At 45.1% G+C, this 15,549-nt stretch carries 26 protein-coding genes; 25 read left to right on the top strand and 1 reads right to left on the bottom strand.

From position 1 onward, the window contains the following. Positions 1–62: 62 nt before the first annotated feature. A complete protein-coding gene (locus ABF638_RS06445) occupies positions 63–539 on the bottom strand; it encodes an NAD(P)H-quinone oxidoreductase subunit N (protein WP_181928648.1) in 477 nt (158 codons plus the stop codon). A gap of 914 nt (positions 540–1,453) precedes the next feature. On the opposite strand from ABF638_RS06445, the gene rplC reads away from it, so the two are divergent. The 25 genes from rplC to ABF638_RS06320 all read left to right on the top strand — a co-directional run bounded on the left by rplC (position 1,454) and on the right by ABF638_RS06320 (position 15,549). Then, positions 1,454–2,086, top strand: a complete 633-nt coding sequence (gene rplC, locus ABF638_RS06440; RefSeq protein WP_069070780.1) for a 50S ribosomal protein L3 — start codon at positions 1,454–1,456, stop codon at positions 2,084–2,086. Between the two features lie 103 nt (positions 2,087–2,189). Next, entirely contained in the window at positions 2,190–2,828 is a 639-nt protein-coding gene (rplD, locus tag ABF638_RS06435) for a 50S ribosomal protein L4 (protein WP_435021246.1), read from the top strand. After that, positions 2,821–3,135 (top strand): 50S ribosomal protein L23, encoded by a 315-nt coding sequence (locus ABF638_RS06430; RefSeq protein WP_069070779.1) that lies wholly within the window; start codon positions 2,821–2,823, stop codon positions 3,133–3,135. The genes rplD and ABF638_RS06430 overlap by 8 nt, the downstream gene beginning before the upstream one ends. Positions 3,136–3,242: 107 nt before the next feature. Next, complete coding sequence (gene rplB / locus ABF638_RS06425; protein ID WP_181928650.1) at positions 3,243–4,106, top strand: 50S ribosomal protein L2; 864 nt, start codon at positions 3,243–3,245, stop codon at positions 4,104–4,106. Between the two features lie 107 nt (positions 4,107–4,213). Next, on the top strand, positions 4,214–4,492 hold the full coding sequence (rpsS, locus tag ABF638_RS06420; RefSeq protein ID WP_012410721.1) for a 30S ribosomal protein S19: 279 nt from the start codon (positions 4,214–4,216) through the stop codon (positions 4,490–4,492). An 81-nt stretch (positions 4,493–4,573) separates the two neighbouring features. Beyond that, on the top strand, positions 4,574–4,930 hold the full coding sequence (gene rplV, locus ABF638_RS06415; protein ID WP_069070777.1) for a 50S ribosomal protein L22: 357 nt from the start codon (positions 4,574–4,576) through the stop codon (positions 4,928–4,930). 53 nt (positions 4,931–4,983) lie between these two features. Then, positions 4,984–5,766: a 30S ribosomal protein S3 gene (rpsC, locus tag ABF638_RS06410; RefSeq protein ID WP_094342453.1), complete on the top strand. Its 783-nt coding sequence runs from the start codon at positions 4,984–4,986 to the stop codon at positions 5,764–5,766. 80 nt (positions 5,767–5,846) lie between these two features. After that, positions 5,847–6,272 (top strand): 50S ribosomal protein L16, encoded by a 426-nt coding sequence (gene rplP / locus ABF638_RS06405; RefSeq protein ID WP_012410718.1) that lies wholly within the window; start codon positions 5,847–5,849, stop codon positions 6,270–6,272. Positions 6,273–6,275: 3 nt separating this feature from the next. Beyond that, a complete protein-coding gene (rpmC, locus tag ABF638_RS06400) occupies positions 6,276–6,503 on the top strand; it encodes a 50S ribosomal protein L29 (RefSeq protein WP_069070774.1) in 228 nt (75 codons plus the stop codon). Between the two features lie 6 nt (positions 6,504–6,509). Continuing rightward, entirely contained in the window at positions 6,510–6,758 is a 249-nt protein-coding gene (gene rpsQ / locus ABF638_RS06395) for a 30S ribosomal protein S17 (protein ID WP_094328457.1), read from the top strand. 46 nt (positions 6,759–6,804) lie between these two features. Then, on the top strand, positions 6,805–7,173 hold the full coding sequence (gene rplN / locus ABF638_RS06390; RefSeq protein WP_069070772.1) for a 50S ribosomal protein L14: 369 nt from the start codon (positions 6,805–6,807) through the stop codon (positions 7,171–7,173). Continuing rightward, positions 7,173–7,526 carry a 50S ribosomal protein L24 gene (gene rplX / locus ABF638_RS06385; protein WP_435021217.1) on the top strand — a complete coding sequence of 118 codons (354 nt, stop codon included), beginning with the start codon at positions 7,173–7,175 and terminating at the stop codon, positions 7,524–7,526. The genes rplN and rplX overlap by 1 nt, the downstream gene beginning before the upstream one ends. 110 nt (positions 7,527–7,636) lie before the next feature. Beyond that, complete coding sequence (gene rplE / locus ABF638_RS06380; protein WP_181928652.1) at positions 7,637–8,185, top strand: 50S ribosomal protein L5; 549 nt, start codon at positions 7,637–7,639, stop codon at positions 8,183–8,185. 20 nt (positions 8,186–8,205) lie between these two features. Beyond that, entirely contained in the window at positions 8,206–8,607 is a 402-nt protein-coding gene (gene rpsH, locus ABF638_RS06375; RefSeq protein ID WP_069070769.1) for a 30S ribosomal protein S8, read from the top strand. 86 nt (positions 8,608–8,693) lie between these two features. After that, entirely contained in the window at positions 8,694–9,242 is a 549-nt protein-coding gene (gene rplF / locus ABF638_RS06370; protein ID WP_435021214.1) for a 50S ribosomal protein L6, read from the top strand. Positions 9,243–9,244: 2 nt separating this feature from the next. Continuing rightward, entirely contained in the window at positions 9,245–9,607 is a 363-nt protein-coding gene (gene rplR, locus ABF638_RS06365) for a 50S ribosomal protein L18 (RefSeq protein ID WP_181928654.1), read from the top strand. Between the two features lie 93 nt (positions 9,608–9,700). Further along, positions 9,701–10,228, top strand: coding sequence for a 30S ribosomal protein S5 (gene rpsE, locus ABF638_RS06360; RefSeq protein WP_012410709.1), 528 nt, complete (start codon positions 9,701–9,703; stop codon positions 10,226–10,228). 103 nt (positions 10,229–10,331) lie between these two features. Further along, positions 10,332–10,775, top strand: a complete 444-nt coding sequence (rplO, locus tag ABF638_RS06355; RefSeq protein WP_190942902.1) for a 50S ribosomal protein L15 — start codon at positions 10,332–10,334, stop codon at positions 10,773–10,775. A 74-nt stretch (positions 10,776–10,849) separates the two neighbouring features. After that, positions 10,850–12,160, top strand: coding sequence for a preprotein translocase subunit SecY (secY, locus tag ABF638_RS06350; protein ID WP_435021211.1), 1,311 nt, complete (start codon positions 10,850–10,852; stop codon positions 12,158–12,160). 2 nt (positions 12,161–12,162) lie between these two features. After that, the gene (locus ABF638_RS06345; RefSeq protein ID WP_435021209.1) at positions 12,163–12,717 is read left to right on the top strand and encodes an adenylate kinase; all 555 of its coding nucleotides are present in this window, start codon (positions 12,163–12,165) and stop codon (positions 12,715–12,717) included. Positions 12,718–12,893: 176 nt separating this feature from the next. Then, the gene (gene infA, locus ABF638_RS06340; RefSeq protein ID WP_006276978.1) at positions 12,894–13,118 is read left to right on the top strand and encodes a translation initiation factor IF-1; all 225 of its coding nucleotides are present in this window, start codon (positions 12,894–12,896) and stop codon (positions 13,116–13,118) included. A 117-nt stretch (positions 13,119–13,235) separates the two neighbouring features. Continuing rightward, entirely contained in the window at positions 13,236–13,349 is a 114-nt protein-coding gene (rpmJ, locus tag ABF638_RS06335; protein ID WP_015129703.1) for a 50S ribosomal protein L36, read from the top strand. 115 nt (positions 13,350–13,464) lie between these two features. Continuing rightward, positions 13,465–13,845 carry a 30S ribosomal protein S13 gene (gene rpsM / locus ABF638_RS06330; RefSeq protein WP_069070762.1) on the top strand — a complete coding sequence of 127 codons (381 nt, stop codon included), beginning with the start codon at positions 13,465–13,467 and terminating at the stop codon, positions 13,843–13,845. A 54-nt stretch (positions 13,846–13,899) separates the two neighbouring features. Beyond that, entirely contained in the window at positions 13,900–14,295 is a 396-nt protein-coding gene (rpsK, locus tag ABF638_RS06325) for a 30S ribosomal protein S11 (RefSeq protein WP_012410703.1), read from the top strand. A gap of 306 nt (positions 14,296–14,601) precedes the next feature. Then, positions 14,602–15,549 carry a DNA-directed RNA polymerase subunit alpha gene (locus tag ABF638_RS06320; protein WP_181928657.1) on the top strand — a complete coding sequence of 316 codons (948 nt, stop codon included), beginning with the start codon at positions 14,602–14,604 and terminating at the stop codon, positions 15,547–15,549.

Genomic DNA, 15,549 nt, shown 5'->3' with positions numbered 1-15,549 from the left:
TAATTGCCAATATTTTGAGAGTGAGGAAGTTATGAGTTATAACTTCCTCACTTTTGTAACTGTTAGCTAGCTAACAGAGTTTTTTCTAGAGAAGTCCAACGGAAAGCGCGATCGCCACCTATCTCAATGACTACTTTCACTCGTGGTTCTAGCTGAGGCAAATTCGTTAAATACTCAAGTTCCTCATTGGAAAGAATATGCCCTTCAATAATCCACAAGACCAGCCCCTTTGACTTTGGTGGTAACTGTTCTAGATGAGAATTGAGAATTGGGGGTAGATAGTAGACTTGACCTACTGCTGCACCGCTACCAGTACTTTTTTTACCAAGATGAGGAGGTCTGACTCCATGAACTCTTGTGAGATACGCAGCTACGTCACCCAGTCCCTTAGCGGTAATGTGAAGGGTGGTATAGCCAGCAGCCCGTAGTCGGCGCTGATATCGACCTTCATAACCCCCTTCCAGAGGTACATACACTCCAAGAGCGCCAAATTTTTCCAGATCGCGGATTAAACCGTTGCCAGTGGTAATTAGTGCCATAGATTTTCGTCTTATCCCACTTAGATATCTCTATTATTTACCCTGAACCGATAGATTAAAAGCATTTTTTTGGGTATTGGGAATTGGGCATTGGCTATTAATTATTTCTTCCCTAGTCCCCAGTCCCCACTCCCTAAAAATAACTCTATAAATTACTGGACAAACATAAATAAATAATTTATATTATTAGATTGTGACCAAAAACGCAAATTAGTGAACTTCTTAACTGTCATTCTGGGGTAGTGTTAGCATAAAAAACTAACTACTAAATCCAAATTAGATAATCTGACTCAGATTGATCATAGACTGGTAAACTAGAAAAGCTTTCAGGTCAACATTGGAGCTTATGTAAGTTCCAAAGTAAGTTTACTCCTGTGCCTCTGAAAAAGTAGGCAAAATCTTAAACAATAGTTTAAGGTGTTTAGGGAAGTAAAGACTGAGCAGCAATGTTGGTTTCATGGCATTACGTCAGTCTCAGTTAACGGATACTGGGCGGTAAAAACCGCTTAAGTCCAACTGCAACACGGCAGTAGCCAATCTCCGGGAAGCCGCCCTTGGGGCGTGTAAAAATCGGAAAACCCGCCGACAGCGCTGCCTCCAGAAAGTGCCAGAGCAATTGCTTGGACGAAAGCATTGCTGCACACAGCTTAAAGCTGTAGCGCCTTGCATTGATTCCAGAAGTTACCCCTTCCCAATAGGAAGGAACTTGTGGCTGTTCTGGTGATCTAGTGAGTGAAGCTAAACAGATTCACCAAGCAGTACGGACACGGTTTGTTGTGTCCGAAAGCATTTGGAGCGGCTTATTGAAGCCATTCCAAATTTCGCAGGCTAACCCAGCCTAAACTGATGCGTACAAAGCGTGTCCTCTAGAGTCCAATTCCAAGGTCAGCAAGTAGAAAGGAGAACCAGTTATTGTGTCTGTAGGTATTCTCGGCACCAAGCTGGGCATGACCCAAATATTTGACGAAGCAGGAGTAGCTATTCCTGTGACTGTCATTCAAGCAGGGCCATGCACTGTTACACAAGTTAAAACGAAACAAACCGACGGTTACTTTGCCATTCAAGTTGGTTATGGCGAAGTCAAACCCAAGGCACTAAACAGACCACTACTGGGACATTTGGCTAAATCATCTGCCCCAGCATTGCGTCACTTAAATGAATATCACACCGATAGCTCTAGTGATTATGCTTTAGGTCAAGAGATTAAAGCAGATATTTTTAGCGCAGGTCAAATTGTCGATGTAGTCGGCACAAGTATTGGTCGCGGCTTTGCGGGAAACCAGAAGCGCAACAACTTTGCTCGTGGGCCTATGTCACACGGTTCTAAAAACCACAGAGCGCCAGGTTCTATTGGTGCTGGTACAACACCAGGTCGTGTCTATCCAGGTAAGCGGATGGCAGGGCGTTTAGGTGGTAAACGTATTACAATCCGCAAACTGACCATAGTAAGAGTTGACGCAGAACGCAACTTATTGCTAATTAAGGGAGCCATTCCTGGTAAACCAGGTGCCTTAGTAAGTGTTGTGCCTGCAAAAGTAGTGGGATAGTCAAAAGTCATTAGTCAAAAGTCATTAGTCAAAAGTCATTGGCTAAGGACAAATGGCAAAAGACCAATGACAAATGACAAAGGACAAAGGACAGATAACAAAGATGGTTGAAAGCATAGTTAAAAATTGGCAAGGAGAACAGGTCGGCGAGACGACCTTCGAGTTGCGCGTTGCCAAGGAAGAAACAGCGTCTCATATTGTGCATCGCGCCTTAGTACGGCAATTGACCAATGCTCGTCAAGGAAATGCCAGTACAAAAACTCGTGCTGAAGTCAGAGGTGGCGGACGCAAACCTTGGCGACAAAAAGGTACTGGTCGTGCTCGTGCAGGGTCTATTCGTTCACCATTGTGGCGTGGTGGTGGTGTGATCTTTGGGCCAAAACCCAGAGACTTCAACCTCAAATTGAACCGCAAAGAGCGACGTTTGGCACTGCGGACAGCATTTGTCAGCCGCATTGACGACTTGATAGTAGTAGAAGAATTTAGCACCGAGCTATCTCGCCCCAAGACTAAAGAATTAGTAGCAGCTCTTGCCCGTTGGGGAGTAGTACCAGAAAGCAAGGCACTGTTAATTTTGTCTGAGATTGCGGATACAGATAACGTTTATTTGTCAGCCCGCAACATTGAAAATTTAAAACTAATTGCAGCCGACCAGCTAAATGTTTTTGATTTACTGCACGCTGACAAAATTGTAGTTACGGCATCAGCCCTAGAAAAAATTCAGGAGGTCTACAGTGCCTAGCTTTGACCCCCGCGACCTTGCTGACTTAGTGCGTCGCCCAATCGTCACCGAGAAAGCCACCATCTTGATGGAGCAAAATAAGTACACCTTTGAAGTAATTCCAAAGGCATCTAAGCCAGAAATTAAGGCTGCTATCGAAGACTTATTTCAGGTCAAGGTTGTAAAAGTCAACACCACCCTACCACCGCGTAAAAAGCGGCGCGTTGGTAAATTTATTGGTTATAAGCCCCAATATAAGCGAGCCATTGTTACCGTCGCACCTGGGGATGAAGACAAGATTAGACAAGTTCTATTCCCAGAAGTCTAAAAAAGTTGTGAGTTAGGAGTTATGAGTTATGAGTTACTACGCTCAAAACTCAGCACTCAAAATTTCAAACTCAACACTCAGCACTCAGCACTCAGACACTTAAAAATATGGGTACTCGTTCTTATCGCCCTTATACCCCCAGCACTCGCCAAGTTACAATCTCTGACTTTGCGGAAATTACTAGAGCCGAGCCAGAAAAATCCCTAACAACCTCAAAGCATCGCGCTAAAGGTCGGAATAATCACGGACGGATTACTAGTCGTCGCCGGGGTGGCGGACATAAACAGCTTTATCGGATCATCGATTTCAAAAGGGATAAACATAATATTCCTGCTAAAGTCGCAGCAATTGAATACGATCCTAACCGGAATGCCAGAATTGCCCTTTTGTATTACCAAGACGGCGAAAAACGGTACATCCTTCACCCCAACGGGTTGAAAGTTGGAACAATAATTGTTTCTGGACCTGATTCTCCCTTTGAAGATGGTAATGCCTTACCGCTCTGGAAGATTCCTTTAGGTACTAGTGTTCACAACGTAGAATTCACTCCTGGTAAAGGTGGTCAAATTGTCCGTGCTGCTGGTGCTAGCGCCCAAGTCGTGGCAAAAGAAGGTAATTATGTAACTCTCAAGTTGCCTTCAGGAGAAGTCCGCTTGATTCGGCGCGAGTGCTACGCCACCATTGGGCAAGTAGGCAACACCGATGCGAGAAACCTGAGTGCAGGTAAAGCCGGACGAAATCGCTGGAAAGGTCGCCGTCCTAAGGTTAGAGGAAGCGTCATGAACCCAGTGGATCACCCACATGGTGGTGGTGAAGGTAGAGCGCCTATCGGTAGATCGGGGCCTGTTACACCTTGGGGTAAACCCACATTGGGTGCAAAGACACGCAATCGCAAGAAACTTAGCAGCAAGTTGATTGTACGTCGTCGTCGTAAGTCTTCTAAACGCGGTCGCGGTGGTCGTGAATCTTAAAGAGTTAGAAGTTATGAGTTATGAGTTATGAGTTGAATCTAACTTATTAACTCCTCACTCCTAACTCCTCACTCCTAATTCCTAAATCCTAAATCCAAAATTGAACTATGGGTCGTTCTCTAAAAAAAGGTCCCTTCGTTGCGGATCATCTCCTAAAAAAAATTGAAAAGCTCAACGACAACAACAGAAAAGAAGTTATTAAAACTTGGTCACGAGCTTCGACAATTTTGCCCTTAATGGTAGGTCACACGATCGCTGTTCACAACGGACGCCAACACGTTCCAGTTTTTGTAAATGAACAGATGGTAGGACACAAATTGGGTGAATTTGCCCCAACACGCACCTACAGGGGTCATGGAAAAAGCGACAAAAAAGCGGGTAGGTAGTTATTAGTTATTAGGTCATTAGTCATTAGCTAAAGACAAATGACAAATGACAAATGACAAATGACAAAATTGGAGAAAATTATGGCTACTAATACTACTGAAGTAAAAGCGATCGCTCGTTTTATCCGCATCTCGGCCTACAAGGTGCGTCGGGTACTCGATCAAATCCGCGGACGATCTTACCGAGAAGCGTTAATCATCCTGGAATTCATGCCCTATCGCGCCACTGAACCCATCTTGAAGGTTCTCAGAAGCGCTGCTGCCAATGCCGAACACAACGCTGGGTTAGATCGGACTCAACTAGTGATTACTCAAGCTTATGCCGATCAAGGGCCGCCATTGAAGCGGTTCCAGCCAAGAGCGCAAGGTCGAGCTTACCAAATTCGCAAGCCGACGTGTCATATTACTGTGGCCGTTGCAGCCGCCCCAGAAAAATAAGCACGTTTACACGAATAAATTGCGTAAAGTAAGAAATTTTAGAGGAAGCATTCGTGGGACAGAAGATTCATCCAGTTGGTTTTCGCCTGGGTATTACACATGAACATCAATCCCGTTGGTTTGCTGTTCCTGATCGTTATCCAGAACTTCTACAAGAAGACTACAAACTCCGTCAATATATAGAACAAAAGCTGGGTAGACAGGCTCAAAACAACGCCGGAATTTCCGAAGTAAGGATTGAGCGCAAAGCCGACCAAATCGACTTAGAAGTACGCACAGCTAGACCTGGGGTAGTAGTGGGTCGTGGTGGACAAGGTATAGAATCCTTACGTACCGGACTCCAAGGATTATTGGGTAGCAATCGTCAAATTCGGATTAACGTAGTTGAAGTTCAACGAGTTGATGCTGATGCCTACCTAATTGCCGAATACATTGCTCAACAATTGGAACGTCGGGTTTCCTTTCGGCGGGTAGTGCGGCAATCGATTCAACGTGCCCAACGCGCTGGTGTCCAAGGTATTAAAATCCAAGTTAGCGGTCGCCTCAACGGTGCAGAAATTGCCCGGACAGAGTGGACTCGTGAAGGTAGAGTACCTTTACATACCTTACGGGCTGACATTGACTACTCTTATTGCACAGCAAAAACTGTTTACGGCATTTTGGGTATCAAAGTATGGGTGTTTAAGGGAGAAATTATTCCTGGACAGGAACCAGATCCACTACCACCAGCAAGCCGCGATCGCGAACGTGACCCCCGCGATCGCGATCGGGAACCCCGTCGCCGTCAACAACAACGTCGTCGCCAGCAATTTGAAGACCGCTCAAATGAAGGATAAATCGTCATTAGTCATTAGTCATTAGTAAATGGCAGATGGCAAATGACAGATGGCAAATGACAAATGACAAATGACAAACCATGTTAAGCCCTAGAAGAACTAAATTCCGCAAACAACAGCGGGGACGGATGGAAGGACTAGCCACCCGTGGTAGTACCCTCAACTTCGGTGATTTTGCACTCCAAGCACAAGAACCTGCTTGGATTACCTCGCGTCAAATCGAGGCTTCCCGTCGGGCAATGACTCGTTATATTCGTAGGGGTGGACAAATCTGGATTCGGATTTTCCCTGATAAACCTGTAACCATGCGTCCTGCTGAAACCCGGATGGGTTCCGGTAAAGGTAATCCAGAGTTTTGGGTAGCTGTAGTCAAGCCAGGAAGAATTTTGTTTGAAATCGGTGGGGTTTCTGAAGAAATCGCCCGTGAAGCAATGCGTTTGGCTTCATTTAAACTGCCCATCAAAACTAAATTTATTGTGCGCTCTCAACCACAGGAGCAGGAGTAGCTTATGCCTCTTCCCAAGATTTCAGAAGCTAGAGAATTAAGCGACGAGAAGCTCTCTGATGAAATTGTCGCGATCAAAAGACAACTATTTCAGTTGCGCTTGCAAAAAGCCACCAGACAATTAGAAAAGCCCCACCAGTTCCGACAAATGCGCCACCGCCTAGCCCAATTGCTGACGCTAGAAACAGAACGCAAACGGGCAGCAAGTCAATCGGCTAAAGAAGAAAAGTAGGAGATTATGGCAGTTAAAGAACGAGTTGGCTTGGTAGTGAGCGATAAAATGCAAAAAACTGTGGTAGTTGCCATAGAAAACCGCGCTCCTCACCCCAAGTACGGCAAGATTGTGGTTAACACCCAACGATATAAAGTTCACGACGAAGAAAATAAGTGTAAAGTAGGCGATCGCGTTCGCATTCAGGAAACTAGACCCCTGAGTAAAACCAAGCGCTGGAAAATCACAGAAGTCCTGAACGTCAAGCCTGCTTAAACCTCATCGTTGTTAGAAACTAACAACATTACAAGGGAGAATAATTGTGATTCAACCCCAGACTTACCTGAATGTCGCAGACAATAGCGGCGCCCGCAAACTAATGTGCATCCGCATCTTAGGCGGAGGCAATCGTCGTTATGGTTTTATCGGCGATAAAATTATCGCCGTTGTCAAAGATGCTACACCCAACATGGCTGTCAAAAAGTCTGATGTTGTGGAAGCAGTAATTGTCCGGACTCGTAAAGCTGTATCTCGTGACAGCGGCATGAGCATTCGCTTTGATGATAACGCCGCTGTGATCATCAACAAAGACGGTAATCCCAGAGGCACACGGGTTTTTGGCCCAGTTGCACGGGAACTGCGCGATAAAAACTTTACCAAAATTGTTTCTCTGGCTCCGGAGGTGCTTTAATGGCAACCAAACAGGGTACGCCCAAAGTATTCCACAAAATGCATGTCAAAACTGGCGACACAGTACAAGTGATTGCTGGCAAAGACAAAGGAAAAGTTGGTGAAATTATTCAAGCATTGCCCCAACTGAGTAAAGTCATCATCAAAGGTGTCAACATTAAAACCAAGCACGTCAAACCCCAGCAAGAAGGGGAATCAGGGCGAATTATTACCCAAGAATTCCCGATTCATAGCTCTAACGTGATGCTTTATTCCACCAAGCAAAACGTTGCCAGTCGTGTTGGTTACACCTTTACCTCAGAAGGCAAAAAAGTCAGAAAACTCAAGAAAACTGGCGAAATTCTAGATAAATAAGAATTAGCCAACTTGAAATTTTAGATTTTAAATTTAATCCAAAATCCAAAATCTAAAATCCAAAATTAAAGTTTCCCTGACCAAGCCCAGGGATATCAGGACAAAAAACTATGCCGACAACAAGACTCAAAACCTTATATCAAGAGACAATCGTCCCCAAACTGATCAATCAGTTTCAATATACCAACGTTCATGAAGTACCGAAGTTGGTAAAGGTTACGATTAACCGAGGTTTGGGTGAAGCAGCTCAAAATGCGAAGTCACTAGAGGCATCCATCAACGAAATTGCCTTAGTAACAGGTCAAAAACCAGTGGTGACACGGGCGAAAAAGGCGATCGCTGGCTTTAAGATTCGTCAGGGGATGCCTGTGGGGATCATGGTTACCCTCAGAGCCGAACGGATGTATGCCTTTTTCGACCGACTAGTTAGCCTGTCATTACCCAGAATTCGAGATTTTCGCGGCGTTAGCCCTAAAAGCTTTGACGGACGCGGTAACTATACTCTGGGTGTCAGAGAACAGCTAATTTTTCCAGAAGTCGAATACGACAGCATCGATCAAGTACGTGGGATGGATATTTCCATCATCACCACAGCAAAAAACGACGAAGAGGGACGCGCCTTACTTAAAGAATTAGGAATGCCCTTTCGCGATCAATAAGTTCATCTATAGAGGGAACGATGGCGGCTAACGACACAATTGCAGATATGCTGACGCGCATCCGCAATGCCAACCTGGCGCGGCATCAAACTACACAAGTGCCAGCGACAAAAATGACCCGGAGCATTGCCAAAGTGCTACGGGAGGAAGGCTTTATTGCTGAAATCGAAGAAGCAGAAGAAGGGGTAAAACACAATCTGGTGATTTCCCTGAAATACAAGGGTAAAAACCGTCAGCCTCTGATCACCGCCTTAAAGCGGGTCAGTAAGCCTGGCTTGCGTGTTTACTCCAATAAAAAAGAATTACCAAGGGTACTAGGCGGCATTGGCATTGCCATTATTTCTACATCCAGTGGTATTATGACTGACCGCGAAGCGCGGCGTCAGAACTTGGGTGGCGAAGTGCTTTGTTACGTTTGGTAGTCATTGGTCATTAGTCATTTGTCATTAGTCATTAGTGAAAGACAAAGGACAAAAGGCAAAGGACAAATAACAAAGGACAAAAAGTCATGTCTCGTATTGGTAAACGTCCAATTACTATTCCCGCCAAAGTTCAAGTGGCGATCGATGGTACGAAAATTGTGGTGAAAGGCCCGAAAGGAGAACTTTCTCGCACTCTCACACCTAATGTCTCAATCTCCCAAGAGGGAGAAATATTACAAGTAAATCGTCGGGATGAAACTCGTACCTCAAAGCAACTGCACGGCTTGAGCCGGACTTTAGTTGCCAACATGGTCGAGGGAGTTTCCCAAGGTTTTCAGCGCCGTTTGGAAATTCAAGGTGTAGGTTACAGGGCACAACTTCAAGGGCGTAACCTAGTTTTAAATATGGGTTACAGCCATCAGGTGCAAATTGAACCACCAGAAGGAATTCAGTTTGCTGTAGAAGGTACCACTAACGTCATTGTCAGTGGCTATGACAAAGAAATCGTAGGTAACACAGCCGCCAAAATTCGTGCTGTTCGTCCACCAGAACCTTATAAAGGTAAAGGCATTCGCTATGCCGGTGAAGTGGTCAGACGGAAAGCTGGTAAGACTGGTAAGGGTGGTAAGAAGTAGAAATGAAACTTACTCGTAGAGAATCAAAAAATCGTCGTCATCGACGCGTTCGTGGCAAAGTTATTGGCTCCCCAGAACGTCCGCGTTTAGCCGTGTTTCGTTCTAATGAGCATATTTATGCCCAGTTAATTGATGATACTCAGCATCAAACCATCGTGTCCGCATCGACCGTAGAACCAGATTTGAAATCTAGTTTAGCGTCAGGTGCAAACCGCGACGCATCGGCACAAGTTGGCAAGTTGATCGCAGTGCGATCGCTAGAAAAAGGTATCACCAAGGTAGTCTTTGACCGTGGTGGTAACTTATATCATGGTCGTGTCAAGGCACTAGCTGATGCAGCACGCGAAGCTGGTTTAGATTTCTAAAGTCATTAGTCATTAGTCATTAGTTATTGGACAAATGACAAAGGACAAATGACAAATGACAACAGACAAATGACGTTCACCAGAGCATAAATTATGGCAACAGAGCGTAAAAGTAGAACAAAGCGTGCCAAAAAAGAAGAAACCACTTGGCAAGAGCGGGTTATCCAAATCCGCCGCGTAAGTAAAGTGGTCAAAGGTGGTAAAAAACTCAGCTTCCGAGCGATCGTTGTCGTTGGTAACGAACGTGGTCAGGTTGGAGTCGGAGTAGGCAAAGCTTCAGATGTAATAGGTGCTGTCAAAAAAGGTGTAGCCGACGGCAAAAAACACCTCATTGATATCCCAATCACCAAATCCAACTCCATCCCCCATCCTATTGATGGTGTCGGTGGTGGTGCAAAGGTGATTATGCGTCCAGCCGCACCTGGTACTGGGGTAATTGCGGGTGGTGCTGTGCGAACTGTGTTGGAATTAGCAGGAGTTCGTAACGTTTTAGCCAAGCAACTAGGCTCAAACAATCCGCTCAATAATGCTAGAGCCGCAGTTAATGCCTTATCTACACTGCGTACCCTTTCTGAAGTCGCCGAAGATCGCGGTATTCCTATTCAAAATCTCTACATCTAATTTAGTCATTAGTCATTGGTCATTAGTCATTAGTGAATAACAAAGGACAAATGACAAATGACAAACGACAAATGACAAACGACAAATGAGAACTTGATAAATTATGAGACTCCATGATGTTAAGCCGCAAAAAGGCTCAAAGAAACGCAAGAAGCGTGTAGCTAGAGGTATTTCTGCCGGACAAGGTGCCAGTGCTGGTCTAGGTATGCGGGGTCAAAAATCTCGTTCTGGTAGTGGTACTAGACCGGGTTTTGAAGGTGGTCAACAGCCATTGTACCGCCGCTTACCTAAGCTGAAGGGCTTTCCGATTGTTAATCAGAGGATTTACACTACGATTAATGTAGAGAAGCTAGCTTCCCTTCCCGCTAATACGGAAGTAACTTTGACCTCATTGAAAGCCGCAGGTATTCTGACTGCTGTCAAAGGACCATTGAAAGTTTTAGGTAACGGGGAATTGAGCATTCCGCTCAAGGTACAAGCGGCAGCTTTCACAGTTTCAGCTCGTAGCAAAATTGAGGCAGCTGGTGGTAGTTGTGAAGTCTTATGAGTGAGCCGGAACAGCGCACTTAAATGCAAGCCAACTCGCTGCCAGTGCTTGGTTCACTATAAAGGTAGCACTCTATGATCAGTCGAGATAAAGCCCCAACGGCTCAAGAAACTTTTATGCAGATGGCGCAGGCAGCTGGCCTCAGAGGTAGGCTGCTTGTCACCGTCGGTATTTTAATTTTGGTTCGCCTGGGTATCTTCTTACCCGTCCCAGGGATTGATAGACCGAGATTTGCCGAAGCCATATCGGGTAGTAATTCCATATTCGGCTTATTGGATATATTTTCCGGGCGAGGACTTTCGACTTTGGGAGTCTTTGCTTTAGGAATTTTGCCCTTCATTAATGCGTCTATTATCATCCAATTGCTCACTGCTGCAATTCCATCTTTAGAAAATTTACAGAAAAATGAAGGCGAAGCAGGTCGGCGAAAAATATCGCAAATTACCCGCTACGTCACTGTAATTTGGGCGATTCTGCAAAGTACAGCTTTTTCGGCATTATTCCTCCAGCAATTTGCCTTAAACCCAGGTCCAATCTTCGTAGCTGAAACTGCGATCGCTCTGACAGCTGGCTCTATGTTCGTCATGTGGGCATCAGAACTGATTACAGAACGGGGTATTGGTAACGGTGCATCATTGTTGATTTTTGTCAATATTGTAGCGTCATTACCAAAAGCTTTAGGGGATACCATCGACTTGGTACAAGTCGGCGGTCGGGAAACAGTGGGTCGCGTGATCGTGCTGATCTTAGTTTTCCTAGCAACGATTGTTGGTATTGTGATTGTGCAAGAAGGAATGCGCCGCATCCCAATTATTTCGGCTCGTCGCCAAGTAGGTCGGAGAGTTTTGGCAGAACAGCGTAGCTATCTGCCCTTGCGGCTAAATCAAGGCGGCGTAATGCCAATTATTTTTGCTGCTGCCATCCTCAGCTTGCCATTGCTGATCGCCAATTTTACTAAAAATGCCGAATTGGCGAATATAGTTAACACTTATTTGAGTCCAGGCGGTTCTAGCTCCTGGGTCTATGCCTTGGTCTACATGGTTTCAATCGTTTTCTTCAGCTACTTCTATTCTTCGTTGATTCTCAACCCAGTAGATGTGGCGCAGAACTTGAAGAAAATGGGTTCTAGTATTCCTGGAATTCGTCCTGGCAAGGCAACTAGCGAGTATATCGAACGCGTTTCTAACCGACTCACTTTTTTGGGTGCAATCTTTTTGGGCTTTGTTGCTATTATTCCCACCGCAGTGGAAAGCGCTTTGAATGTGAAAACTTTCCAGGGAATAGGTGCCACCTCATTGTTAATTTTAGTTGGTGTGGCAATTGAGACAGCCAAACAAGTCCAAACTTATGTCATATCTCAGCGCTATGAAGGAATGGTGAAATAATAGTGACGCGATTAATCTTCTTGGGGCCACCTGGAGCGGGTAAAGGAACACAAGCTCAAACCTTGGCTGAACACTTGAATATTCCCCATATTTCTACTGGTGAAATATTAAGACAAGCCATGAAAGAGCAAACTCCTTTAGGAATTAAGGCTCAAAGTTATGTTGATAGCGGCGAGTTAGTACCCGACCAGCTAGTGCAGGACTTGGTACAGGAACGCCTCGGTCAACCAGATGCCAAAAATGGTTGGATTCTTGATGGCTTTCCTCGAAAAGTGACCCAAGCAGCTTTTCTGGAGAAGTTATTGGAAGCAATACATCAAGGTGGCGAAAGAGTAGTCAATTTGGATGCACCAGATGAAATTGTCATCGCACGTTTGCTTGCTAGAGGACGAAAAGATGATACCGAAGAGGTAATTCGTCGTCGTTTAGAAGTGTACCGCGCTGAAACTGCACCTTTAATTGATTATTATGGCGATCGCCATAAACTCCTAACAGTCAATGGCAATCAGTCCCAAGAAGATGTCACTGCTGAATTACAAAAGGTAATCGCTTCGTGAAAAGAAGGGTAGTGGGGAGTAGAGAATTCCCTACTACCCACTACCCCATACCAAGAAAAAGATCAATTTTAGCTAAGATATATTAATAAACTGTTGATATATTTCTTAAAATGTGTTTCTTTGCAGATGAAGCGCTGCAACTGAACACGAAATTGTTGAGTTGAGGAAAAAACAAATTGTCTAAGCAAGATTTGATTGAAATGGAAGGCACGGTTACAGAGTCCTTGCCCAATGCGATGTTTCGCGTTGACTTGGACAATGGATTTAACGTGCTAGCACACATTTCCGGCAAGATTCGCCGAAATTATATCAAGATTTTGCCCGGCGATCGCGTCAAGGTAGAGTTAACCCCCTACGACTTGACCAAAGGCAGAATCACCTATCGCTTGCGTAAGAAGTAAGTATATGTAGAGAATTTTACCATAAAACCATTTTTTTGACTGTTTGCTAGTCATTTAACTGGATTAATTTCCCTAGAAATGCTATAATTTTATATTTGGAGTCAAAAAATAAAAGGCATGAAAGTTAGAGCCTCAGTCAAGAAAATTTGTGAAAAGTGTAACGTGATCAAACGTCGTGGTCGCGTGATGGTGATCTGTGTGAACCCCAAACACAAGCAACGTCAAGGATAACGCTCTTACCAACGGAGTGAGTTGTAACACGCATATCATCATTAAAACGAAAAGACGCGATTAATCACGTTTTTCTAACCAACAGTAATTGCGAAAACAATAGGGAGAGTTCATTGTGGCACGTATTGCCGGAGTAGACCTTCCACGCGATAAGCGCGTCGAGATCGGTCTGACTTACATTTACGGAATTGGGTTATCACGCTCTCAAGAAATTATAGCGGCTACTGGTGTGAACCCAGACACCCGCGTTAAGGACTTAAGTGATGCTGATGTAACAGCCCTGCGAGGGGAAATAGAAAGCAACTATCAAGTTGAAGGCGACTTGCGGCGCTTGGAGTCTTTGAACATCAAGCGCTTAGTTGACATTGGTACTTACAGAGGCCGTCGTCATCGGATGGGCTTACCAGTCAGAGGTCAAAGAACTCGCACAAATGCCAGAACCCGTCGAGGAAGAAGGCAGACAGTGGCTGGGAAGAAGAAGGCTCCAGGGAAATAATTTTGCAACGCTTGCTAATCCGAGCAAGTTTTACCTTAAACCAACGAAACAAGTATGGCGAGACAACCAACTAAAAAATCCGGGAGCAAGAAGCAGAAACGGAATGTGCCCAGTGGGATGGCCTACATCCAGTCTACTTTCAACAATAGCATTGTCACCATTACCGATCAAAATGGAGATGTCATCTCCTGGGCCAGTGCTGGTTCTAGCGGTTTTAAGGGAGCAAAAAAGGGAACTCCCTTTGCAGCGCAAACTGCTGCTGAAAGTGCAGCCCGTCGAGCTATTGATCAAGGAATGCGCCAAATTGAAGTAATGGTCAGTGGGCCAGGAGCAGGTAGAGAAACTGCTATTCGGGCACTTCAAGGAGCAGGACTGGAAATTACCCTGATTCGGGATATTACCCCGATTCCTCACAATGGTTGTCGTCCACCCAAGCGCCGTCGAGTTTAAACACTAAGACTTGGGCGGACGAAAAGTTACAGCCAGCAATGACCGCTTGGGCGTCTAACGTGCAAACTGTCATTAGGTGAAAACTTGGGCGACCAGAAGCGTGTTAGATTTTCCCGCCGGGAAAGCTGTTAAGCTTCAGGATACCCAAAATATTATCAGCGCCTGCAAGCTCAATAGGGGCGTCAAACTATACCGTAATTTCATACTAGTAGTTTTGATATACCTATAATCTACAGGACATAAATTCAATTCGGGAGGCAATTGACTTGTCTGCTAGCAGCACCTTAGAAAAAGGGAGGCTCATCCGTGGCGCAGTTTCAAATTGAATGTGTAGAGTCGAATACTGACGAAAGTCGGAACCATTACAGTAAATTTGTTCTGGAACCTCTAGAGCGTGGTCAAGGAACAACTGTTGGCAACGCACTGCGGCGGGTTTTACTATCCAATCTAGAGGGTACGGCAGTTACAGCAGTGAGGATTGCAGGCGTTTCACACGAGTTTGCCACAGTTCCGGGCGTGCGGGAAGATGTGCTGGAAATCCTCATGAAAATGAAGGAAGTTATCCTAAAAAACTATTCCTCACAGCCTCAGATTGGTAGATTACTCGTTAACGGTCCAGCAACAATCACTGCGGCGCATTTTGATTTGCCCAGTGAAGTAGAAGTCATCGATCCGACCCAGTATGTAGCCACCATCGCTGAAGGTGGAAAGCTGGAAATGGAATTTCGGATCGAAAAAGGCAAAGGCTATCGCACCGTAGAGCGAGGACGTGAGGAAGCCACATCGTTGGATTTTCTCCAAATTGACTCAATATTTATGCCGGTGCGAAAAGTCAACTACAGTGTTGAAGAATCTCGTGGGGAAGGCTTAATTCCAAAAGACCGACTACTGTTGGAAGTTTGGACAAATGGCAGTATTTCCCCTCAAGAAGCACTATCTTCGGCCGCTGCGATCTTGGTAGATTTATTCAACCCGTTGAAAGACATCTCCCTAGAACCAACAGACACAGGTTCGGAGATTCCAGACGACCCAACTGCCCAGATACCCATCGAAGAGTTGCAACTTTCTGTGCGGGCATATAACTGTCTCAAACGGGCACAAGTTAACTCTGTGGCAGATTTGTTGGATTACACCCAAGAAGACCTCTTAGAAATTAAGAACTTTGGGCAGAAGTCAGCAGAAGAAGTCGTGGAAGCTTTGCAGCGACGCTTGGGCATCACCCTGCCAATGGAAAGAGGCTCTAAACACCCTTAA

This window comes from Nostoc sp. CALU 1950, from assembly GCF_051172895.1.
Lineage (GTDB): Bacteria > Cyanobacteriota > Cyanobacteriia > Cyanobacteriales > Nostocaceae > Nostoc > Nostoc edaphicum_A.
Note: the sequence above shows the minus strand (reverse complement) of the source record. Positions and strands in the feature narration are given on the sequence as shown.

Coding starts and splice junctions, on each gene's coding strand:
- rplP (WP_012410718.1), top strand. CDS start 5,847: ATGTTAAGCCCTAGAAGAACTAAATTCCGCAAACAACAGCGGGGACGG.
- rplB (WP_181928650.1), top strand. CDS start 3,243: ATGGGTACTCGTTCTTATCGCCCTTATACCCCCAGCACTCGCCAAGTT.
- rplO (WP_190942902.1), top strand. CDS start 10,332: ATGAGACTCCATGATGTTAAGCCGCAAAAAGGCTCAAAGAAACGCAAG.
- rpsH (WP_069070769.1), top strand. CDS start 8,206: ATGGCGGCTAACGACACAATTGCAGATATGCTGACGCGCATCCGCAAT.
- rpmJ (WP_015129703.1), top strand. CDS start 13,236: ATGAAAGTTAGAGCCTCAGTCAAGAAAATTTGTGAAAAGTGTAACGTG.
- rplR (WP_181928654.1), top strand. CDS start 9,245: ATGAAACTTACTCGTAGAGAATCAAAAAATCGTCGTCATCGACGCGTT.
- rpsE (WP_012410709.1), top strand. CDS start 9,701: ATGGCAACAGAGCGTAAAAGTAGAACAAAGCGTGCCAAAAAAGAAGAA.
- rpsK (WP_012410703.1), top strand. CDS start 13,900: ATGGCGAGACAACCAACTAAAAAATCCGGGAGCAAGAAGCAGAAACGG.
- rplE (WP_181928652.1), top strand. CDS start 7,637: ATGCCGACAACAAGACTCAAAACCTTATATCAAGAGACAATCGTCCCC.
- rplV (WP_069070777.1), top strand. CDS start 4,574: ATGGCTACTAATACTACTGAAGTAAAAGCGATCGCTCGTTTTATCCGC.
- rpsQ (WP_094328457.1), top strand. CDS start 6,510: ATGGCAGTTAAAGAACGAGTTGGCTTGGTAGTGAGCGATAAAATGCAA.
- rplD (WP_435021246.1), top strand. CDS start 2,190: ATGGTTGAAAGCATAGTTAAAAATTGGCAAGGAGAACAGGTCGGCGAG.
- ABF638_RS06445 (WP_181928648.1), bottom strand. CDS start 539: ATGGCACTAATTACCACTGGCAACGGTTTAATCCGCGATCTGGAAAAA.
- rplX (WP_435021217.1), top strand. CDS start 7,173: ATGGCAACCAAACAGGGTACGCCCAAAGTATTCCACAAAATGCATGTC.
- rpsS (WP_012410721.1), top strand. CDS start 4,214: ATGGGTCGTTCTCTAAAAAAAGGTCCCTTCGTTGCGGATCATCTCCTA.
- rplF (WP_435021214.1), top strand. CDS start 8,694: ATGTCTCGTATTGGTAAACGTCCAATTACTATTCCCGCCAAAGTTCAA.
- secY (WP_435021211.1), top strand. CDS start 10,850: ATGATCAGTCGAGATAAAGCCCCAACGGCTCAAGAAACTTTTATGCAG.
- rpmC (WP_069070774.1), top strand. CDS start 6,276: ATGCCTCTTCCCAAGATTTCAGAAGCTAGAGAATTAAGCGACGAGAAG.